This is a genomic window from Paenibacillus sp. FSL R7-0210 (genome assembly GCF_038009085.1).
Taxonomy (GTDB): Bacteria; Bacillota; Bacilli; order Paenibacillales; family Paenibacillaceae; genus Paenibacillus_AQ; species Paenibacillus_AQ silagei.
Genome location: NZ_JBBPAR010000001.1, coordinates 2,981,952 through 3,004,833, shown reverse-complemented (window position 1 = coordinate 3,004,833; position 22,882 = coordinate 2,981,952). Strand labels below are relative to the sequence as shown.

17 protein-coding genes are annotated in these 22,882 nt (G+C 53.1%); 14 read left to right on the top strand and 3 right to left on the bottom strand.

Going from position 1 to position 22,882, the window contains the following annotated elements; translation table 11 throughout:
• Positions 1–412: 412 nt before the first annotated feature.
• The 3 genes from MKY64_RS13075 to MKY64_RS13065 all read right to left on the bottom strand — a co-directional run bounded on the left by MKY64_RS13075 (position 413) and on the right by MKY64_RS13065 (position 2,200).
• Positions 413–718: an HNH endonuclease gene (locus tag MKY64_RS13075; RefSeq protein ID WP_340958076.1), complete on the bottom strand. Its 306-nt coding sequence runs from the start codon at positions 716–718 to the stop codon at positions 413–415.
• Between the two features lie 3 nt (positions 719–721).
• Positions 722–934, bottom strand: coding sequence for a hypothetical protein (locus MKY64_RS13070; protein WP_209873220.1), 213 nt, complete (start codon positions 932–934; stop codon positions 722–724).
• Positions 935–1,117: 183 nt separating this feature from the next.
• The gene (locus MKY64_RS13065) at positions 1,118–2,200 is read right to left on the bottom strand and encodes a thermonuclease family protein (protein ID WP_340953399.1); all 1,083 of its coding nucleotides are present in this window, start codon (positions 2,198–2,200) and stop codon (positions 1,118–1,120) included.
• A gap of 219 nt (positions 2,201–2,419) precedes the next feature.
• Between MKY64_RS13065 and MKY64_RS13060 the strand changes: the two genes are divergently transcribed.
• The 14 genes from MKY64_RS13060 to MKY64_RS12995 all read left to right on the top strand — a co-directional run bounded on the left by MKY64_RS13060 (position 2,420) and on the right by MKY64_RS12995 (position 22,859).
• Positions 2,420–3,781: an ABC transporter substrate-binding protein gene (locus MKY64_RS13060; RefSeq protein WP_339256159.1), complete on the top strand. Its 1,362-nt coding sequence runs from the start codon at positions 2,420–2,422 to the stop codon at positions 3,779–3,781.
• A 99-nt stretch (positions 3,782–3,880) separates the two neighbouring features.
• Positions 3,881–4,834, top strand: coding sequence for a carbohydrate ABC transporter permease (locus tag MKY64_RS13055; RefSeq protein ID WP_036729218.1), 954 nt, complete (start codon positions 3,881–3,883; stop codon positions 4,832–4,834).
• Positions 4,831–5,694: a carbohydrate ABC transporter permease gene (locus tag MKY64_RS13050; RefSeq protein ID WP_036729216.1), complete on the top strand. Its 864-nt coding sequence runs from the start codon at positions 4,831–4,833 to the stop codon at positions 5,692–5,694. Before MKY64_RS13055 ends, MKY64_RS13050 begins: the two co-directional genes overlap by 4 nt.
• Positions 5,695–5,880: 186 nt before the next feature.
• Positions 5,881–7,608, top strand: a complete 1,728-nt coding sequence (locus tag MKY64_RS13045; RefSeq protein ID WP_036729213.1) for a cache domain-containing sensor histidine kinase — start codon at positions 5,881–5,883, stop codon at positions 7,606–7,608.
• 14 nt (positions 7,609–7,622) lie between these two features.
• Positions 7,623–8,990, top strand: coding sequence for an ABC transporter substrate-binding protein (locus MKY64_RS13040; RefSeq protein ID WP_036729212.1), 1,368 nt, complete (start codon positions 7,623–7,625; stop codon positions 8,988–8,990).
• A 17-nt stretch (positions 8,991–9,007) separates the two neighbouring features.
• Positions 9,008–10,603: a response regulator gene (locus MKY64_RS13035; protein ID WP_340953398.1), complete on the top strand. Its 1,596-nt coding sequence runs from the start codon at positions 9,008–9,010 to the stop codon at positions 10,601–10,603.
• Positions 10,604–11,268: 665 nt separating this feature from the next.
• Positions 11,269–12,480, top strand: a complete 1,212-nt coding sequence (locus MKY64_RS13030) for an MFS transporter (RefSeq protein WP_340953397.1) — start codon at positions 11,269–11,271, stop codon at positions 12,478–12,480.
• 116 nt (positions 12,481–12,596) lie between these two features.
• Positions 12,597–13,664: a fatty acid desaturase gene (locus MKY64_RS13025; protein WP_076074548.1), complete on the top strand. Its 1,068-nt coding sequence runs from the start codon at positions 12,597–12,599 to the stop codon at positions 13,662–13,664.
• A 166-nt stretch (positions 13,665–13,830) separates the two neighbouring features.
• Positions 13,831–14,970 (top strand): sensor histidine kinase, encoded by a 1,140-nt coding sequence (locus MKY64_RS13020; RefSeq protein WP_340953395.1) that lies wholly within the window; start codon positions 13,831–13,833, stop codon positions 14,968–14,970.
• Positions 14,967–15,569, top strand: a complete 603-nt coding sequence (locus tag MKY64_RS13015; RefSeq protein WP_076074553.1) for a response regulator transcription factor — start codon at positions 14,967–14,969, stop codon at positions 15,567–15,569. Before MKY64_RS13020 ends, MKY64_RS13015 begins: the two co-directional genes overlap by 4 nt.
• 409 nt (positions 15,570–15,978) lie before the next feature.
• Positions 15,979–17,424, top strand: coding sequence for an SWIM zinc finger family protein (locus MKY64_RS13010; protein ID WP_036729202.1), 1,446 nt, complete (start codon positions 15,979–15,981; stop codon positions 17,422–17,424).
• A 49-nt stretch (positions 17,425–17,473) separates the two neighbouring features.
• Complete coding sequence (locus MKY64_RS13005) at positions 17,474–19,330, top strand: HEAT repeat domain-containing protein (protein WP_340953394.1); 1,857 nt, start codon at positions 17,474–17,476, stop codon at positions 19,328–19,330.
• Between the two features lie 83 nt (positions 19,331–19,413).
• Positions 19,414–20,517, top strand: coding sequence for an AAA family ATPase (locus MKY64_RS13000; protein WP_076074576.1), 1,104 nt, complete (start codon positions 19,414–19,416; stop codon positions 20,515–20,517).
• Positions 20,514–22,859, top strand: coding sequence for a DUF5682 family protein (locus MKY64_RS12995; protein ID WP_340953393.1), 2,346 nt, complete (start codon positions 20,514–20,516; stop codon positions 22,857–22,859). The genes MKY64_RS13000 and MKY64_RS12995 overlap by 4 nt, the downstream gene beginning before the upstream one ends.
• Positions 22,860–22,882 lie beyond the last annotated feature (23 nt).

Sequence of the window (22,882 nt, the reverse complement as noted above, 5' to 3'; positions counted from 1 at the left end):
TTATTATCAGGAGTATATCAGATTTCACCGGTTAAGGCAGAATGTATGCTAAAAACAAAATACAATCGGCTGGTATAAGGCATATGGTCAGAATGTATGTGAAAAACAGCATACATTGTGCTCGCACGCAGACGCATGATCCGAATGTATGCGAAAAACAGTATACATTGTGTTCTCAAGCAGGCATATGGTCAAAATGTATGTGAAAAACAGTATACATTCTGCTCGCACGCAGGTCATCCTAAGCCTCTGCTAGGATGTCTTGTTAAGAACAGAATGTCTATGTTTCACGCTGTACATTATCCTTGTGTTTCTCGCGAAAACGATACCGCCCTTATAAGGGCGGCAAAGCATTTTCCAGTTGCTACGCTTTGCACCTCAGATCACCAGCATCATCCTGCCATCCGGCAGATTAACGTTTGCTTCGAACACGCTTTGATTTGCGCAGCTTCGGTTCAGAGCCCGGCGCCTGCCGCATGATCCATTTCAGATAAGCGGCAATCTGCGGGTCGCTGCGCAGGCTGTCCAGTGTCGTAAGGCCAAGAACAACGAGATCACTGTTGGTATACAAAGCATGAATCTGCCGGTGGCAAGCCTTGCACAGAAGGGCAGTCGGGAGCAGGCTGCCGCCTTTCTCGCGGGGGATCAAATGATGAACGGTAGTTGCAAGAGGAGAACGGCCGCACAGCTCACACGTGTCCAAGGCCCGGGCATTCATCACTTAAGGCCGGACTTCAAAGAATTCACAGCGGCTGCGCGAGTAATACGTTAAATCACTGACCCGCGACTGAATCACAACATCCGAATCCGTGAACCGCACTATAGTAGCGCCGGAATTCACCAGATGGTCATCCTGGAAGACGCGGACGGGCAGCTTGCGGTCAATCGCTTCCTGCAGATCCTGGTCAGTGAGTAGTGGTCGGTTGATGGGCATGGAATAAATCTCCTTTAGATAGGGATAACTGCTGCTTCAGCAATTATATCATTTGATAGATTTTAGTTCGACCTATGAAGGAACTGAATGCTAATAATATTGCGATTATAGATTGGATTAAAATTGATGATGTGATACGAGAAGTACATAACAAAACCCCGGATAGTTATTCCGGGGTTAAATCTATTCACACGCTACTCCGTCACCATCTTTATCAAGCTTTCTAGAGTATCCAGGCTCTCCGGCATAGATCGGCGCAGCACCGGCTGCTCTCACGGCAGAACAGTTCTTGTAGTAAACATCTTGAACTGGTTGCGGGGTTGCTTTTGGTTTCGGTTTTTTAGTAGTTGCAGGTTTTTGAGTTTTAGCTGGAACAGGTTTTTTAGTAGCGGTAGGCTTCGGTGTGGCTGTGGGCTTAGGTGACGGTTTAACTGTGGCAGTTGGCTGGATAGTAGCTTTAGCCACAACGGTATCATCATATCCTTTATCAGTTGCGTAATCTTTTAAGCTCCATATCCCTAATTTTGCTGCTTGAGCTTTTTTCTGGATAGACCTGAACTGATCAACATTTTTCACATTCGGCTGAAAGACAGCGACTCGTGCAAGACCTTTCTCCAGCAGCAATTCATTTACCATTTTATCATCGATATAGGCGTAAGCAAGGAGACGGCCGTACTGGTCGCGTTCGGATACATCGAATTCAAGTCTGACTGTATTATCTCTAAGCAACTTTGTTGTAAACGCACTCGCCTCTGGCCCGAAGGGCTGTACAGGTTTTGTTTCAGGAGTGTCGATTAGGATTAGCCGCACCTTTTCAGACTTTCCGTCTAATTTGACTGTAAAGGTATCACCATCAGTAACAGCGGTGACCTTTGCTTCAATGGCATTTGCATTCATAGACAAGCTGGCAAGTTCAGCATTCTTCTGAGTTGTTTCAGATTTAAGTACATAAGTGTCAAGAACTTCCGTGTGGTCATCAGTCTGATTAGTAGCCTGTTCCAAGGGAGAGGCTTTTGGAATTGCAATCACGAACAAAATAAAAAATATAATAAACATAACAGCAGAATACTTGGTAATGATTTTTCGATTTCCCCAGCGGACAATGGCCGGCTTAAACATGCCCACGAACCAAAAAATAATTACAGCAAGTGATGCAAGAAGAAAGTTCATCCCTAAGGCTTCTCTCAAGGACATGCCTGTAAAAATAGCAATTTCTAATAAAGCGATGATTCCGATGGAAATCAGAAGCTTTTTTGATCTAAACATTAAAATCCCCCTTTGTAATCCTACTTAAGAACTATCGGTAATTTACAATGATTTGTAAATACTGTAAGGATAAAAACTCTCCTAAAATCACAAAAAATCCACCTATTTTAGAATCGTAAGTATTTCCACCATAAATCGGCAATATGCCTCCTCAAAAAAAACAGTGGCCTACGGTACACTGAATCTTGTAAAAGAAACCTTTGAGAGGGGTACAGAGGAATGAAAAAAACAAAGAACCTGGCGCTGGCGCTGGTCTCCATCATGCTCATGAGCTCACTTGCGGCGTGCGGAGGAAGTAACAACGGCGGCAACAAGGCTGCCGAAGGGAATTCAGGTAACAAGGGAGAAAGTACAGCAGCACCCGCAGCTGAAGGAGACAAGACAGAGCCAGCAGAGAAGGTCGAACTGTCGTTCTGGACGCTGGGCAACGTGAACTATGAAGAGCTGGCGGCTGCCTACACTAAGGAACACCCTAACGTAACCATTAAAATTCAGAATACCGGTGACCAGACGGCTCACCACAACAATCTGACCACAGCACTCTCGGCGGGTTCAGGCGCACCTGATATTTTCCAGCTTGAGATCGGTTTCATGGAACGCTTCCTGGGAGCCCAGGACAAATTCTACAACCTGAATGACCTCGGAGCCAAAGACATCCAGGCCAACTATCTTGACTGGAAATGGAAGCAGGCTTCCTCCATCGACGGCAGCTTCCAGCTTGGACTTCCTACGGATATCGGCCCGACAGTAGTCTACTACCGTACGGACTTGGCTGAAGCCGCCGGCTTGCCGGCCGATCCTGAGGGCTTCGGCGCAGCCATCGATACATGGGACAAATTCGCTACGGTAGCGAAAGCGTTCAAAGACAAGACAGGCAAGTATTTCTCCGACTTGACCGACCTGACGTACAATGCGCTTCGTGACCAGTCGGCGGACGAGATCTATTTCAGCAAAGCAGACGGCAGCTTCATCGGCGATACCAATCCGCAAGTGAAGAAAGCGTATGACTTTACCGTTAAGGGCATTCAAGAGGGCTGGATCAGCAATGTCATGCTCTGGTCGCCTGAATGGGGCCAAGGCATGAACGATGGATCGTTCGCCGTCGTGATGGGTCCAGCCTGGATGGCCGGCAATATCAAGAGCAACGCGCCGGACTCCTCCGGCAAATGGAGAATTGCCCAGCTTCCTGAGGGCGCCGGTAACTGGGGCGGTTCGTTCATCACGCTGCCGAAGGAAGGCAAGCACTCTAAGGAAGCCTATGATTTCATCCAGTGGCTCGTGAACAAGGATAACCAGCTGGAATCCTTCAAGACCAAAGGCTTGATGCCTTCTATCCCTGCACTGTACGAAGATCCTGCGTTCGTGGATTTCAAGGATGACTTCTTCGGCGGACAGCAGACGGCGGTGGAATTCGGCAAAGCGGCTAACCGCGTGAAGCCGGTATACTACGGACCGCTGCATGACCAGACCGATACCTTCTTCAAGAATGCGCTGAAGAACGTGCTGGAGAAGAAAGCCGATCCGGCCAAAGAGTGGGACGATGCTGTCAAGCAGTCAAAAACGCTTGCAGAACGCGGCTAACCTGTAATATGCGGGGAACAGACTTCCCCAAATGTCCGGATTCACGGAGTAATCTCTCTGTGAATCCGGATTTAGATATGAATTCTCTGGAGGTGTGACATGGCTGAGCCCGTAATTACGAGTCCGCATGCCGAGAGCAAACGACCTTTCTTCACTGAACAAAGACGGAGCCGCATCACTGCGTATACTTTCATTTCACCGTTCTTTATTCTGTTCTCGATATTCGGACTATATCCAATTTTCTTCACATTCTATTTATCGTTCTTCAAGTGGGATGCCTTAGGTCCAATGAAATACGTCGGCTTCAAAAACTTCGAGCTGATCACCACGGACCCGACCTTCTGGATCTCCTTCAGCAACACGCTGATTATGGGGCTGATGGGTACTGTGCCGCAGGTTATGCTGGCGCTGCTTCTGGCGGTGCTGCTGCATTCGGGGATGACCCGGTTCAAGAAGACCTTCCGCATCCTCTATTTCATGCCGAATATCACTTCGATCGTGGCGGTTACACTGGTATTCAGTACGCTGTTCGGTAATAACGGGATGATCAACTGGCTGCTTAACGGAATCGGGTTAGAGAGCATGGCCTTCAATTCCGGCTGGTGGGGGGTCAAAATTGCCATCTCCACGATGGTCATGTGGCGCTGGACGGGCTACAATGCGATCCTGTTCCTCTCGGGCCTGCAGAGTATTCCGATGGATCTGTACGAATCGGCCAAAATCGACGGGGCCAACCGCAGACAGCAGCTGTTCTTCATTACACTGCCCCTGCTTAAGCCGTTCATTATCTTCGTATCCCTGCAATCCACCATTGGTGCGCTGCAGCTCTTCACAGAGCCTTATGTCTTCCTCGGCCAATCCGGCACCGGATCTACCCGGCAGGAAGGGATTACGATGGTTACTTATTTGTACAGTGAGGCCTTCCGCAACGGCTTCTTCGGTACAGCGGCGGCTACAGCGGTTCTGCTGTTCCTCGTTACGATTCTGTTCTCTGTCCTCAATATGCTGATCTCCAGAGGCGGCGGCAGACAGACTGGAGGGAAAAAAGCGTGAGCACACTGCGTATGTTCAGAAAAAAACCGGATGATCTCGGCTTCTTCGGCAAGCTGGGCTTCTATCTTCTGCTGATTCTCGGAGCACTGGTCTCCATCTTCCCGTTCTATTGGATGTTTGTGGTCGGGACCAATGACAAGGGAGCTGTGTTCCATGTACCGCCGCTGCTCACCATCGGAGACCAGTTCTTCGAGAACTTCAAGCGGGTGCTGGACAAATCGGACTTCTTCCAGGCGCTTGGCAACTCGCTGTTCGTCTCGTCCATGGTGACGGTCTCGGTCGTGTTCTTCTGTACGCTGGCCGGGTATGCTTTTGCCAAATATGAATTCCCCGGTAAAAACGTGCTGTTTGTATTCGTTATTGCCACCCTGATCGTTCCGCAGCAGCTCGGCGTACTGCCAACCTATGTCATTATGGCCAAGCTTCACTGGATCGACAGCTTCAAGGCGCTGATTGTTCCGGCTATGGTCAATGCCTTCGGCATCTTCTGGATGCGGCAGTACATCTCCTCGGCCGTGCCTACCGAGCTGATTGAAGCCGGACGTATTGACGGAGGAGGCCACTTCCGGATTTTCTGGAGGATTGCCGTTCCGGTCATTACACCCGCGATGGCTACCCTGGGTATTCTGAATTTCATGACGGTATGGAATGACTTCTTCTGGCCGCTGGTGGTCTTGAAGAACAAGGAGCATTTCACGATTCAGATTGCATTGCAGCAGCTGTTCACTACACGTGACGGTCTTGATTACGGGATGATTATGTCCGCTACCTTCACGGCCACGCTGCCGCTGCTGGTTGTCTTCCTGCTGTTCAGCCGCTGGGTCATTGCCGGACTGACTTCAGGTGCCATCAAGAGTTAACTGTCTGTGTATTCAATAAGTAAGAGGATTTACAGAATGCTGTGAAGAATAATAATCAAGTGGAAACGGTTTTGCCGTCCTTTTAAGGACGGCATTCGTTTCAGCGAGAAATAGAAGGATAAGTTATCGTGTGAAACCTATGAATTCTTCTATTTGGACAGAGACCGCAGGAGGAAGGGACCCGTCATGAAGCTCCGCCGCAAAATCTTGTTCGCTATTATTCTTCTTGTATTCATTCCCGTGATTGTCATGGGGATTGTGACGTATGTGAATTATTCGAATGCTATGGAGAAGAAATCAAGTAATTTCTACTGGATCTCCCTGCTGGAGACGGACCGCAAGCTGAAGTTCGCCCTCAGTGAGATTTCATCGATCACCAATTCAGCTATTACGCAGCCTGCGATCCAGCAGTCGCTGAAGCAGCAGAATTTCGTCCTCACCTATGACCGCAAGCAGGAAATCAACAACCTGCTGATTAACCATCCGATGATCACCTCGTTCAGCCTGTACGGGAAAGACCGGCTGCTGTACCAATACAATGCGCCGATGTCTTTTGCGGATATGCACAAGCAGGTCTGGTTCGGAGCCATGGAGGCTGCCGAAGGGCGTCCTGTCTGGTCCGGTCCCGGAGAGAACGGCTCGGCCAGCGGCGATAAGCCGGTGCTGGTCCATGCCAGAGTGATTAAGGACTATTATTCGCTGGAGGATATCGGCTATCTGGTTGTATATGTGAAGCCGGATCTGCTTGATCAGATTTTCTGGGAGGCTGCGACCCTGAAGAAAGGGGATATCCTGCTGGTCAACAAGCAGGGCAATATCGTCTTTAACAAGTCCGGGGAGCATATCGGGGAACGGACGGATTTTCCTTTTTTGCAGGAGAATTATAACCAGGAGCAGGACTATTACATTGACAATTATCAAGGGGAGCGGTCACTGATCACTTTCCTGCCTTCACATAACGCGGACTGGTATCTGGCGGCCATTACGCCGATGAACCTGATCTCCTCTGAATCGGTCTCCATCCGCAATATTGCGATTATTCTCGGCATGGTGTCGCTGCTGTCGGCCTTCCTGTTCGACCGTTATTTCATCCGCAGGCTTGTCCGCAGCATTAACAGCGCCGTGAACGGCATGAAGCGGGTCAAGCAGGGGATCTTCACCCCGATTCCGGTACCGCTGCGGGCCAATGATGAGAGCGATTCCCTGATTGACGGCTTCAACCGGATGAGCTCGCAGATCAACGAGCTGATTGACCAGGTCCAGACCGAGCAGGGACGCAAAAAGGAAGCGGAGATGCAGGCGCTGATGGCCCAGATCAACCCGCATTTCATCTATAATTCACTGGAATCGATCAACTCCATGGCGGTGTTGGCAGGCAACCGGGATATCAGCAAAATGGTCATCTCGCTCGGCCGGCTGCTGCGGATCAGCATCAGCCAGAATCAGGAGCTGATCCCGCTGCAGATGGAGTTCGAGCATGTCCGCCATTACTTGGATATCCAGAAGTTCCGGTTCGAGGACAAATTCTCCTATGAGCTGGACTTGCCGGAGCCGCTGAAATACGTGATGACCCAGAAGCTGATTGTTCAGCCGATTGTGGAGAACGCTTTGTATCATGCCATTGAGCAGATGGAGGAGCACGGGACCATTACAGTCACCGCCCAGGAGAACGGCAAGGATATTATCATTATTGTGAAGGATAACGGGCCGGGCTTCGATCTTGAGGTGCTGATGAGCCAGTGGAACAAGGAGCGGAGCAATCCCAAGAAATACAGCGACAGCGGGGTTGGGCTGAAAAATGTGCATGAGCGCCTGAACATCCGGTTCGGCAATCCCTATGGCATTCTGGTCTGCTCCTCACCGGGCTTCGGATCAGCCATCTGCATCCGGATTCCGAGGATACAGCCGTCATGAGAGGGAGAAGCCAAATGAAAGATCAGCGACATGTGCTCCGATGGTTGACCAACTGGGGATGGATTCTCCTCTATATTGTGCTGATGTCCGGCGCCGTATGGTTCATTATGCAGGAGGACCGGGAGCAGATTGAGGATACTTCGCCCGAGAAGATCACATTGACCTTCCGGCATTTCTGGATCAAGGAGCATGACCGGCCGCTGCTGGCGATCTTCGAGGAGGTTGTGCGCAGCTACCAGGAGAGCCATCCGAATGTGAAGGTGAACTTCGAGGGGCTGGACCAGAATATCCACCGGGAGCAGAAGCTGAAGAGTGAGATGGTAACCGGCACACCGCCCGATATGTTCGTCCTGTTCGGCGGAGCGGAGATCGAGCCCTACGTGCGTTCAGCCCGGCTGATGGATCTGACCGATTTCACTGCCCAGAACGGTCTCAGCAACCAGTTCAAGGATCTGCATCTCTGGACGTTCAACAATCATATCTACGGACTGCCTATCGAGGGCAATGCGGAACCGCTCTATTACAATAAAAAAATCTTCACCAAGCTAGGCATTAACACTCCGGCTACGTTGGCCGAGCTGGATACGGTGATGGCGAAGCTGAAGGCAGCGGGGTATATCCCGTTTGCGCTGGGGAATGAAGACCGCTGGCCTGCGGGGATATTCGCCCATTATCTGATGGACCGCTACGCCGGACCGGAGTTGATTCAGAAGCTGGTTACTGGCGAGGATATGTCGAGCTTCCAGAACAGTGGCTACCTGGAAGCGTTCCGGCATCTGAACAGATGGGTGAAGGCAGGCTATTTCAGTGAGGACTCTAATGATACCTCCACCGAGGGTGCGGTCCGTCTGTTCACTGAAGGCAGGGCAGCCATGTATCTGAACGGCAACTGGGATATCAATTTATTCTCGGGGGACAATGCCCCGGACGATTTCCAGAGCCGGGTTGGAGTCATTCCCTTCCCCGCGCGGGAGGCCGGCACAGAGCCGTCTATCGCCGGAGGGTATACGATTGGCATCGGGCTGTCTTCGAGCCTCACCGGAGCGAAGCGGACAGCGGCACTTGAATTGATGAAGGGCTTCTATACGAAAGAGATTCAGACGCGGATTGTCTATGAGGGTCTCCGAATTCCGTCGATGCGGATTGCATTTGACCCGGAGAAGACCGGACCGGTCTTTGCCCAGGTGATGGATATGATGGAGGAGAATGAGCAGAGCTTCGTCCCGTATGACAATCTGTTATCGCCTGAAGTGAAGAAGACCTTCCTTAGTGTCATCGAGGAGATGATTGACGGAGGGCTGCAGGCGGAGCAGGCCTTGCAGCAGCTGCAGGATGCGTCCAAGCAGTATTGGAATCTGATCCGGAGTTCTTCGGGTCAATAAGCCTGGGGGTGTAAGTGATGAAGGAGCAGCAGGAGAAATATAAGGTACTGCTCGTAGATGATGAGCCGATTATACTGCGCAGCCTGAAGGTTGCGATTCCATGGGATGAGCTGGGCCTGAGCATTGTGGGGGAAGCGAAGAACGGGGAGGCCGCCTTGCAGCAGATTCAGCAGACCGCACCACACATCATTATAAGCGACATCCGCATGCCGGTGATTGACGGGATCACGCTGATGAAGGAGGTTCTGCCGCGCAGCGCCAAGCTGATCTTCATTTTCATCAGCGGCTACGGGGAATTCGAATATGCCAGGGAGGCCCTGCGGCTGGGGGCTTTTGATTACTTGCTGAAGCCGATTGACCATGACGAGCTGGTGGAGATGCTTAAGCGGGCCAGGGAGCGCCTGGACCGCCAGAAGGAGAACGAGCAGCTAATGCTCTCGGTGCAGACCCTGTCGCTGCTGGCCCGCGAGCGCATGCTGGCCGAATTCACGCTGGGCAATCCGCGGCCGCTGCAGCACCTTGCGTGGCTGGAGAACAGCGAGCTGGAGGGAGAATACTTCATGGCCGTGGTCCGTCTGGACGACTACGCGGCCTTGACGGCGCAATGGAGCGCCGAGGAGAAGCGTCTGTGGCTGTTTGCCGTGCGCAATATCCTGGAGGAGTGGTCGCTTACGAACGGGGCATTGTCTATCTTCCCGTTCTATAACGGAGAATGGATTCTGCTCTTCCCGGCCAGCCTGAATGATGATAAGCGGGAACTCGGGGAGCAGCTTATAGCCGGAATCAAGCGCTACTCCAAGCTGAACTGCTCTGTCGGCATCAGCAGAAGCACCAGCGGGATTGATCAGCTTAGCACGGTATACCCGTTAGCCTCCCAGGCGCTGTACCAGCGCTTCTATTCCGGTCAGGCCGGTGTCTTCCTGGAAGAGGAGACAGCAGCGGCAGGCAACCGCGAGGTGCAGTATCCGAAGGAGCTGGAGCTGTCGCTGATTGAGAGCATCCGTACTCTGAATATGGAGCGGATGCTGACTCTTTTTGACGAGATGTCCGTTTTCATTGAAGCCCAGAGCTTGCCCCAGCCGCTGGCGGAGCGCCTGATGATTGAGATGAGTGTGGTGTTATACCGGCAATTCGAACATCTGAATACACATAATGACTGGTCCATTGAAGGGCTGTTCAGCAAGCTGAACGGACTGGGCACGTTGCCGGACATGATGAATGTCCTGAAGACCACCTTCCGCGACTGGCTGGAGCAGAGTCATAAGACCGCAGCACGGGAGGACGGACGGAGCATCATTGAGAAGGTCCAGCGGTACATTGAATCCAATTACCATAAGGATCTCAGCATCGAGGAGGTATCCGAGGTGGCCGATCTGAGCATCAGCCATTTCTGCACTCTGTTCAAGCAAATCTCCGGCTACACGTTCCTCGAATTCGTCACCCACTGCCGGATGGAGAACGCCAAATACATTCTGCGCAGCAGCAATGTGAAAGTGTATCAGGTCGCACCGCTGGTCGGCTATCAGGACCCGAGATACTTCACCCAGGTATTCAAAAAAGCGACCGGCAAGACGCCCACAGAGTACCGTGAGGAGCATGTGAAGCAGGCTTAGCAGACCGGCAGGCAAGAAGCTGAGTAAACGCAGGATATACATAAAGGCCGGATAAGGAATCGGCCTAAGAGTCTGAGCAACTAAGAATCTAAGCACCTAAGCGACTAAGCACCTAAGCTAATGGGTGCTTTTTTTGTCGTTCAAGGCGTTAATGCTGATTAATTTGCTACATCCTTGAAGAGCGGGATTAATCAAGAAATCTGGTGACGGGCAGCGGCCGGAAGTCCAAATGCTCACCGCAGTGACGGCGAAGCTTCAAGTTCAAAACTTAAGTGCGTCTTATATAAGTGGAAAAACTCCAACTCTTTCAGCCGAAATCTTTGAAACCGGTGAAGCAGTTGGATAAACGACACTTACTGGAAGCGAAATTGGAGCTTTAGCGGAATGGGGTCGAATTAGATGACAAAAATCCACGTAATCTTCTTACGGAAAGAAAAACGGATTTATTAAGTGTATAAAATCCAACTAAGGTGGCGAACAGGGGCTGCTTTTCGTTCATCATTACTGCTTCTGTGTTGGAAGGATTAATCATGCTACTATAATTAATAGACGAATGATAATATTATCCTTAAATATATAGACAAATAAATAAAACATCTATATATTAATAAACATATTAGATATACATCTATTTAGTTTAATATTGAATAATGGAGGATGTTAACGTGTTAAGTAACAAGTATGTACGGACGATTATGCTGTCAAATGTGCTATTGCAGCTCGGGGTGTGGGTGCGGAATTTTGCGATTCTGCTGTATGTGACGGAGATTACGCACAATGATCCTTATTATGTCTCGCTTATTTCGGTGGCTGAATACGGCCCGCTGTTTCTGTTCGCCATCATCGGGGGAACCTTCGCAGACCGCTGGCGGCCCAAACGGACCATGATCGTAAGTGATCTGCTGTCCGCTTGCTCAGTCTTTGCTGTGTTGCTGGTGGTGCTGTCGGGCTCATGGAGGGCCTTACTGTTCGCAACGCTGGTATCTGCCATCCTGTCCCAGTTCTCACAGCCTTCGGCGATGAAGCTGCTTAAGCAGCATGTGCCTGAAGAGCAGCTGCAGAGTGTAATGGCCATGTTTCAGTCGCTTACAGCCTTCTTCATGGTCATTGGTCCGGTGATCGGCACATTCATCTATAGTCATTACGGCATTGAGGTCTCACTTGCTGTGATGGGCGGGATGTTCATCGGCTCGGCGCTCATTCTGGTCAAGCTGCCCGCTGAACGGAGGGAGGAGACCGGACAGGCCCGCAGCGGGTTCCTGGCGGAGATGATATCCGGACTGAATTATGTGCGTGCAAGCCGGGTACTGAAGAACCTTGGAGTAACGTTTGCCTTCGCCGGGCTTGCCGCCGGACTGGTTCAGCCGCTGGGTGTCTTCATCATTATGGAGAATCTGGGCAGAGACAAAGGCTTCCTGCAGTGGGTGATGATGGCGAATGGAGCGGCGATGCTGCTGGGTGGAATGTTTATTATGAGTAAAGGCAAAACTATGAAGCCGCAGACAATGTTATCCCTGGGCCTGCTGATCAGTGCGGCAGGAACGGTAGGGGTAGGCTGGTCGCATCACACAGCGCTCACGCTGGTGCTCCAGACGGTTAGCGGATTCTTTTACCCTTGTATTCATATCGGTATCAATACCCTGCTGCTCCGTCACACAGAGACTGCTTATATGGGCAGGGTGGGCGGCATTATGGGGCCGATGTTCATGGGCTTCATGGTGATCGGAATGTCTGTAGCCGGCTACGCCAAAGGCACGCTCTCCCTATCTGCAGTCTTCACAGGGAGCGGCGTACTGTTCCTGATTGCGGTGCTGATTCTGCTGCCGCTGCTCAGAACGAAGGAGGCGGGCAGACAAGCACTCCAGAGCCGACTATGACATTTGTCATACATCAGAGTTGATATTTATGACTTACGGGGATGACACTTCTTTCTTTATACTTGAAATATAAGAAGTATCCTTGAATGGATGCATCCGAGGAGGAACCGATCCCGATGACCAACAACCAGATACCCCAGCTCTCTACATTGAAGAAAAGCGTAGCCCCTTACGAGAAAACAGACCTCAACACGAGCATAAAACAGCTCATTAATACGCTTGGGCCCCTGGTGCTATTATGGACCGCCGCATACTTAAGCTTATCCGTGTCCTACTGGCTGACGCTGCTGTTCGCTATTCCGGCTGCCGGCTTTGTCATCCGCACCTTTATTATTTTTCATGACTGCTGTCATGGGTCGTTCTTCAAGAACCGCAAGGCCAATGATATTGTCGGCACCATCACCGGTGTGCTTACCCTGGTCCCTTACCGCCAGTGGAAGCACAGTCATTCGATTCATCACGCCGGAAGCAGCAATCTCGACAAAAGAGGCATCGGGGATATCTGGATCATGACGGTGGATGAATATGTGGCTGCCAAGCCGCTCCAGCGGCTCTATTACCGGATCTACCGTAACCCGCTGGTAATGTTCGTCATCGGACCGATTGCCGTATTCCTCATCCAGTACCGGTTCAATGCCAAAGGGGCAAGACGCAAGGAACGGATGAATACGTACCTGACCAATGTGTCCATTGTGGGTCTATATGCTGGAATCATTCTGCTCATAGGCTGGCAGGCGTTCCTGCTGGTACAGCTGCCGATTGTGTTCGTATCCGGCTTCCTCGGCATCTGGCTGTTCTATGTACAGCACCAGTTCGAACATACTTACTTCGAGCATGATGAAGAGTGGAGCTACGTGAACGCCGCTGTAGAAGGAAGCTCTTACTATAAGCTGCCGAAGCTGCTACAATGGATTACCGGCAATATCGGATTTCACCATGTGCATCACTTGAGTCCGAAGGTGCCGAATTATAATCTGGAATTGGCTCACAATGCCAGCCCGCCTTTGCAAAAGGCAACCACCATTACACTCAGCACCAGTCTCGAAGCGCTGAAATACCGTCTTTGGGATGAAGAGCATAAGGTCTTCCTCAGCTTCAAGCAGTTGAAGCAGCGCTTGCGGAAGAGTGAGCCTGCCGTGAAAGAGGGGCTGAAGGTAATCAAACCTGGGTTCCAGAGCGAATAGAAGCGGTAACATGATAACATGCAGAAAGACAGATCCGGGGAGCAGGATGCCGGGTCTGGTCTTTCTTTTTAGAATACACACAGGTTGTTTCGAAGGTAGTTGCCGGTCGGAGGCTGGTTTATGTTAAAATGGGGGTATAAACTTGCTGGCAAAAAGGATGGCTAACATGCAGAAGTGGCATCATATTTTTCATAAAAGTACGGGACTGAGCCCTTATGTATGGGTTGTTTTTTACATTCTTCCGTTCTATTTTATCTTCCGATCCTCCTCGGCGGACCGCTGGGTGTATGGCATCCTGATGATTATGGTCTTCTTCGCCTGCTACGTGCTGTCGTTTAAGTCCAGGGGCTGGGTGGTCTATTTCTGGACCAGTGTGCAGATGATAGTTTCTGTTACGATGACGCTGCTGTTCGGGTACATGTACTTTGCGCTGTTTTTGGCTTTTTTTATCGGGAATATTCAGAAAAGAGCGGCCTTCTTCACCCTCTATCCGATCCATCTGCTGACGACGATTGTAGCCATTAACTATGAGCTGATTATGCGCAATCCCGTATTCCTCTCGCAGCTGCCGTTCGTGCTGGTCAGTATTATTGCCGTGGTGCTGCTTCCGGTCACAACCTATAACCGCAACAGGCAGGATAAGCTGGAGGAACAGCTGGAGGATGCCAACAAACGGATCTCCGAGCTGGGCATTATGGAAGAGCGTCAGCGGATCTCCCGGGATCTGCATGATACGCTGGGACAACGCCTGTCACTGATCGGACTGAAGAGTGACCTGGCCGGCAAGCTGATCACCAAGAATCCGGCACAGGCCATGATCGAAATTAACGATGTCCGCGTAACCGCCCGCAGCGCGCTTAAGGAAGTCCGGGAGATGATCACACAGATGCGGGGCATCCGGGTTGAAGATGAGCTGGTGCGCATCCGGCAATTCCTCCAGGCGGCGGAGATCGGTTATATACTGGAGGGTGATCCCGTTCTGACTAATACCTCGCTGATTACCGAGAATGTGCTGAGCATGTGCATGAAGGAGGCGGTAACCAACGTGGTGAAGCATAGCGGCGCCTCGCTGTGCCGGATACAGATTGAATCTTCACGGACCGATCTGGTCATCAAGGTGAAGGACAACGGCGGAGGGATTGAAGGGACCAAGCTGTATCATAAGGGGCATGGCCTGCAGGGAATGCGGGAGCGGCTTGAGTTCGTGAACGGTTCGATGGAAGTGATCCAGGATGAAGGAACTACAGTAGTGATTAAGGTGCCGAATGCGTCGCAGCAGCCGGACATGGAGGTGAACGCGCAATGATATCAATCGTGATAGCTGAAGACCAGCGGATGCTGCTGGGAGCGCTGTCGGCGCTGCTGGACCTGGAGGAAGACATGAGGGTGGTCGGCAAGGCGGGCAACGGGGAAGAGGCTGTGAAGCTGGTGAAGCAGCTACAGCCGGATATCTGTATTATGGATATTGAAATGCCGGCTATGACGGGCCTGGAAGCGGCAGAAGCCCTGAAGGGGGCAGGCTGCAAAATCATGATTCTGACCACGTTTGCCCGGGCAGGGTACTTCGAGCGTGCGGTCAAGGCCGGAGTGGATGCCTATCTGCTTAAGGACAGTCCCAGCGAGGAGCTGGCGCTGTCGATCCGCAGTGTCATGGACGGCAAACGGATGTACGCGCCGGAGCTGATGGATGAAGCCTACAGCAAGGAAGCGAATCCGCTGACCGAGCGGGAGAAGGAAGTGCTGGGGCTGATCGCAGACGGCAAGAACACGAAGGAGATCGCCAGCCAGCTCTATATCACCACCGGAACGGTCCGCAACTATATCTCGGTCATTCTGGACAAGCTGGATGTGGGCAACCGGATTGAGGCGATTACGCGGTTTAAGGAGAAGGGCTGGTTCAAATAAAATATCCCTGCGGGGAAGCAGGAACGGCAGCTGTCTTTTAGGAGGGCTGGCCGTTTTTTTGTAAATATAAGAATTTATATGTTGCACACGATAACTTATCCTTCTATTTCTCGCTGAAACGGTACCGTCCTTTAAAAGGACGGCAAAGCCGTTTCCACTTGTCGGCTATAGAGTGTACATAAACCGCTTAGAACGGAGCTTGACCAGAAGCGAATCTAGGACCTATCACCCATTTTTCATCTGAAAGCGGTTACTCTATTGGATCGGACGCTAAGATTTGTTAAAATAAATGCAAACATATGATCTTATTTGTAGTCGTTTCATGTGAAGCTGGGTAATAAATACTTGTGCCCCGTATGCACGTTCATTCATTCTGCTTACATCCTAATTCAGCCGGGAGGAATCTAATTTGCCAGAGCTAACATCCACGTACGTCGATTCACTTGCACCCAATGCTGCTGCGATCAAGAACGGCCAGGGGCTGGTCCGCAAAAAGAGCTTTGTGGAGCTCCATCAGTCGGAGAACGGAGAGCTATTATTCGGAAAATGTGCCGGAAGCGGCAAAACGCCCTATGAGTGCTCAGTGGACTTCATCGCACCAGACAGCCCGGTCTTCCGCTGCAGCTGCCCCAGCCGCCAATTCCCCTGCAAGCACGCACTAGGTCTGCTGTATGCCTATACCGAAGGCCAGACGTTCACACCTGCCCCGGTTCCCGAGGACATCGCATCGAAGCGCGAGAAGGCGGAGAAGCGGGAAGAGAACAAGGTGAAGCAGGCGGCTGAAGGAGCAGAGTCCAAGCCGAAGAAGGTTAACAAATCCGCCCTGAAGAAAAAAATCAACGCGCAGCTCGAAGGGCTTGACCTGCTGGAGAAGCTGGTACTCTCCTTCGTGCGCAGTGGCCTGTCCACAATTGACAAGTCTGCGGCCAAGACGCTTCAGGGGCATGTGAAGCAGCTCGGGAACTATTATTTGTCCGGGGCGCAGATTGAGCTGCGCCGCTTCGCGAATATGATGTTCAGCGGCAACGATCAGGAGCAAAACTATACATATGCGGTGGAGCAGCTGACACGGCTACACGCATTTATCAAGAAGGGCCGGACGTATCTGCTGGCCCGGAGCGAGGACCCGGAGCTGGCGCTGGATCATGAATCCACCATTGATGAATGGCTGGGCCATGCCTGGCAGCTTAGCGAGTTGAAGGAATACGGGCTGGTGAAGGAGGGGGCAGAGCTGCTGCAGTTATCCTTCTACAGCTACAACGATGCGGCCCGCCAGGAGTTCGTAGACCTTGGCTTTTGGCTGGATCTCTCTGCGGAAGCCGGGGAGATCCGCCGGACCTTTAACTACCGCCCTTACAAGGCGGCGAAGCTGATGCGTGAGGAAGACAGCTTCTTCGACATTGCCGTGGTTCCACAGCTGTACACCTATCCCGGGGATATGAATGCCCGGATTAGGTACGAGTCCATGTCTTCAAGACCGGTGCAAGGCACGGATCTTGAGCGGGCGGCCGCCAAGGCTCACCGTTCATATTCGGAGGTCTTCAAGAAGGTGAAGAACCAGATCAAGAACCCGCTGAGCGACAAGCAGCCGGTCATGCTGCTGCATGCCGCAGCTCTGGGCGTCACAGAGAACGGCCAGTATGTTATGACTGACGGGGAAGGCACAAGGCTCCTTCTGGAGGATATTCCGTCGATGCCGCAGGGCACAGTGGAGCTGCTGCCGTTCCTTCCGGCAGGCGCCCGCGAAGATTGTACAGTTCTGGTCATGTTCGAGCATGACCTGGACCAGGGACGTCTGCGTGCCCAGCCGCTAAGTGTCATTAAGGACGAAGAGATCGTTCGTCTGCTGTACTAGAGTAATTCAACATAATCCACAAACCTTTATTCATATGGGAGGACAATCCATGAGCACAGCGTTATTGCAGGAGCTGCATCAGGAATACAGAAGACTGTATATTGCCGGAAGTGAGCTGGCGGCCGAAGATTTCCGCCTGAAGCGGCTGCTTCCGCAATTTCAGCAGCTAGGCGAGCGGTCACCAGTCTTTAAGAAGTTAGGCGAGGGAATCACGGCACTGATTGAACCGGGGAGCCCGGACGGTCCTGCCCCGGGCATTCAATTGCAGGAGAATACCCTGCTGCTGGAGTCCGTTCTGTACACTCAGGGAACGACAACCGTGGACGGAACTCCCGGACCCTTGCCGGTCCGGAAGTTCACCCTGCAGACGAATCAGACTTACCGGAAGCTTGCGCCTGTGCTGGAAGCACTCACCACTACCGGAAGCGGCAGATATGAGATTGTAGTGGATGCGTATAAGGATGGGGTCTTCCAGGATCTGCGATTGCTGCCGCTGGCGGTCTCTGCGCTGAACGACCCGTATGCGGAGCTGGCGGAATATGCGATGAATCATATTCTCCCGTCCTACGGGCCGGTCATTGCCAGCCACCTGCTGGAGAGTCTTAATCTCTCAGGGGGAAGAAGTGAGGTCCGCAAACTGGAGGTAATCTGGAAGGTCGGTGCAGACGAATACCTGGATAAGATCTTCCACGCTGCCGAGAGTGGAAGTGAGGAGGTCCGCGCTGCAGCCATCAAATGCCTGGGCGGTTATGAACAATTCACGCCCAACCTGCTGGAGTGGTCCACTGACAAGAAGAAAGCCATCCGCGAAGCGGCCTATGCGGCGCTGGCGGCAGGCGGTACGTTACAGGGAGGGGAACGGCTGGTTGAGGCATTCATCCAAAAGAAGGACCGCGAGATTCTGGGCAGAGTGCTGGCGGACGGGCATTCCGCAGAGGTGAGTGCCCGTCTGGCGGCATTATTCATGGAGGAGCTGCAGGCAGCCCCGCAGAAAAATGACGGCGTGAAGCTGACAGACAAGATATGGAATGAGCTTCTTCCCTTCCTTACCGCTCTTCGCCGGGTACGGAGTCCGCAGCTGGATGAAATCTACAGCTATATCCTTCAAGAGTATCCCCGGTTCTCGTCACTGGGCTGGATTCCGCTTTTGGACCACGCAGCCTTGTATAAAGAGAAAACTCCAGACGGTGCTGCTCTGGCAGAGCTTGCAGAGCTGGAGAAGCGGAGCGTGCGTTTCCTGCCGCATTATTTCCATGCCGCCCAGCAGTCTATAAGTCCGAAGGAGCTATTCGACCGGTTCGCCGGCGGAACCTTCTTGGATAAACTCAAAGCGCTTGTGGGTAAGGAAGCCAAGGATGCGGCTCAGCGCTCCCAGCTGCTGATTAATACCATTGAGGATCAGGTTGTGGATATCCGCCGGCGGAATTATGAAGTAGAGTGGGATGCAGCGGGAATCAGACAGCCTTACAGCAGGGAGATGCTTCCGGTTGAGGAGATTGCCGCAGCTTGGGACCCCCGCTGGCTGGACTGGTTCATCCAGCACAATGCTGTGAATCTGGCCAGTGCCTTTGCCCGGCCGGGTCACAAGGGCGTGCGGAACTTTCTGGTTGATAAGCTGCAGGACCTGTCCAAACGCCGTGCCAGTGATTTCATTCCCAACATCTTCAAGGGACTGGAAAGGGCCGGGGTGCCTGAGCCGGAGCGTCTGGAACTGTTGATGAGTGCCCTGGAGACTAAGAGTCCTCATAACCCGTATACCTTCGAATTGTATATATTTAAAATGATGGAGCGCTTCCCTGCCAGCTATGCCAGCCGTGTGGAAGCGGTTATTCCCAACTATAGATATGAATGCAAGCAGCAGCTGGAATATGTGCTGGCCAGCCTGCGGAGTGCCAAGAATACCTGACCCTTATAACAGCTACCCTGTTCCTCGAAGCCATACATTCTTAACTTTAGCTTTTCACAAAACAGTTGCAAGGAGAGGTGTACATGTCAACAGAACAAGATCAGCTTCAGGATTACATGCGTCTGCCTGCCGAAATCCTGTACCAGGATGAGCTGGAGGCTCTGCGCAAGGAGGACACCGGGCGTATTCCGGCCGGATGGCAGATGTCCCCGCGTTCAGTTCTCACGTTCATTACTGGCGGCAAGGCGGGCAAGACCGTGATTACGCCGAAATACATCGGCAACACCCGACTGATCGAGATGGCGGTTGCCACGCTGGTCACTGACCGGGCACTGCTGCTGATCGGGGAGCCGGGCACGGCGAAATCCTGGCTGTCCGAGAATCTGGCGGCGGCAATCTATGGCAACTCAGGCATGGTTGTTCAGGGGACAGCGGGAACAAGCGAAGAGCATGTACGCTATTCCTGGAACTATGCCATGCTCCTGGCGAACGGTCCAACGCCGGAAGCGCTGGTCAAGAGCCCGATTATGCGGGCGATGGAGGACGGCGGCATTGCCCGGTTCGAGGAAATCTCCCGCTGTGCTTCCGAGGTACAGGACGCGCTGATCTCGATTCTGTCGGAGAAGACGATCTCTGTGCCGGAGCTGGGCAAGGAGACCAGTGCCCGCAAGGGCTTCTCGATTATTGCCACTGCAAATACCCGGGACCGCGGAGTCAATGAGATGTCCGCTGCCTTGAAGCGGCGCTTCAATATCATTGTGCTGCCTGCGCCATCGGACCTTGAGACGGAGCTGTCCATTGTGAAGAAGCGTGTCGGCGAGATTGCCTCCTCCTATGAGCTGCAGGCTGCTGTTCCGGCGGATGAAGCGCTGCTTAAGGTGGTCACCATCTTCCGCGAGCTGCGCAGCGGCATGACGCTCGACAAGAAGGAGAAGGTGAAGACTCCAGCCGGTGTAATCTCCACGGCAGAAGCCATCTCGCTGCTGACGAACAGCATGGCTCTGGCGGCAAGCTTCGGGAGCGGAGAACTGACCGACGAGGATCTGGCAGCGGGACTCCAAGGGGCGATCGTCAAGGATGACGACAAGGATAAGCTGGTGTGGAAGGAATATCTGGATAATGTAATGAAGAAAAAAGGAGCGGACTGGCGCGGACTCTATCAAGCCTGCAAGGAGATGAACGAGTGAGCAGGGCAGCGGTTGCCGGCGTTCATGTCTTCGGAGTCCGGCATCTGTCTCCGGGCGGTGCCAGGCATGTCCTGGAATATTTGAACGAGCTGCAGCCGACCGCCGTGCTGATTGAGGGGCCGAGTGATGCAAGCGGAGAGATCCGTCATTTAACCCATGCGGTAACGAAGCCGCCGGTAGCTATTCTGGCCTTCACCGAGGATCTGCCCGTACGGACGGTACTCTGGCCGTTCGCTGTGTATTCCCCGGAATATCAGGGGATGAAATGGGCACAGGAGCATGGAGCACAGGCAGAGTTCATCGACCTGCCTTCCTCTGTAACGCTGGGGCTGCAGGATGCGTTACGACAGGATGCCGGCGGACGCACGGAGCTGAAGCCTGTGGCTGAAGAACAGGGGGAGCCGGCGGAAGAGGAAGTCAGTGAGCCGGAGTCCGTATACAGCCGGATTGCCCGGCTTGCCGGTGAGCATGACTATGATATGTACTGGGAGCGTAATTACGAGCATAACGCCAGCAGCGGCGCATACCGCGCCGCGATTCTGGCCTTCTCTGCCCAGATGCGGGAGCTGTCGGAGTCCTCGGAGCGTGCAGAGCAGCCGCGGGAATATGCTTATAACGCGTTGCGCGAATCTTACATGAGGCGGAGAATTAAGCTCAAGATTGAAGAAGGGCATCTGCCTGAGAAGATTGTTGTGATCTGCGGTGCATACCACGCCGCCGCACTGGCTGATCTCTCGGAGGGAATGAGCGATACGGAGCTTGCGTCATTACCTACACGCTCTACCAAGCTGACGCTGATGCCGTATTCCTACTATAAGCTCTCCACTATGTCGGGTTACGGTGCGGGCAACGCGGCTCCGCACTACTTCCAGATGATGTGGGAGCTGATGGCCTCAGGCCGCGCTGAGGAGCTGCCCCATCTCTATCTCTCCTCTGTAGCCCGGATGGTGCGCAGAGCAGGGACGCACCGCTCCACGGCCGAAGTGATTGAAGCGGTGCGGCTGGCAGAGTCGCTGGCGGCACTGCACGGCGGAAGCGCACCTACGCTGCGCGATCTGCGCGATGCCGCACAGACCTTGCTCGGCCACGGTGATCTGGCCGTTATCGCCGATTCGCTGGCCCGGGTGGATGTCGGTACGAATATCGGAAGGCTGGCCGATGGCGTCAGCCAGACGCCGATTCAGGATGACCTGAACCGGCTGCTGAAGCGCTACAAGCTGGAGAAGTACAGATCGACTGTAGCCAGTGACCTGACGCTGGATCTGCGCGAGAACCGCCGGGTGTCAAGCAGTGAAGCGGCTTATCTCGATCTGCACCGCTCGGTGCTGTTCCACCGGCTGGAGCTGCTCGGCATCCACTTCGCCCGGAATGTGCCGAGCGGCCAGTCCGGGGCGACCTGGGCGGAGCACTGGGTCCTCCAGTGGGCGCCGGAGGTAGAGATTGAGATCGTGGAGTCTACATTGCTGGGCGAGACCATTGAGGTGGCGGCAGCCTACGTGCTGCGCGAGAAGCTGCTGGAATGCAGCTCTATCGCTGAGGCCTCTGCGCTGATTGTCACCGCCTGCGAATGTGCCATGACCACGCAGATGGAGGAGAGCAGCCGCGTGCTGCAGCGCCTTGCGGTGGATAGCCGCGATGTCGTCTCGATTGCCACAGCGGCCAGAGAGCTGGCCAAGATCATCGGTTATGGCGACATCCGCAAGGTGGATACGGCCCCGTTCGTACCGCTGCTGGAGGAGCTGTTCCGCCGGGGCTGCCTGTTCCTGCTGGATGCCAGCGGCTGCAATGATGAAGCGGCGGCGCTGATGATAAGTGCAATGAATGACCTGAATAACATCTCGCAGGAGCATAGCGAGATTGCGGATACAGCTCTATGGCTGCAGGAGCTGCTGCAGCTGGCGCAGCGGGATGACCGCAACCCGCGGCTGTCGGGCTTCGCCTGCGCGATCCTGATGGAGCGTGGAGCCATCCCTGCCGGGGAGGTAGCGGCGGAGGTGTCGCGCCGCTTGTCTCCGGGGATACCGGCGGACCTCGGGGCAGGCTGGTTCGAAGGGTTGTCCATGCGTAACCGCTATGGTCTGTTGTCGCGAATGAGCCTGTGGGAGCAGCTAAATGACTATATCAACGCCTTGGAGGATGAGGAATTCAAGCGTGCGCTGGTCTTCCTGCGCCGGGCGTTCAGTACCTTCTCCCCGCGTGAGAAGACGATGATCGCTGAGCTGCTGGGTGAGCTGTGGGGCGTGAACACAGAGCAGGCCGCCGAGATTCTGACAGGAGAACTGAAGGAGGAGGAAGCCAAAATGCTGGATGATCTGAATGATTTTGACTTCGGGGATCTATAGATGGGTGAAGAAGAGCTGAAGGA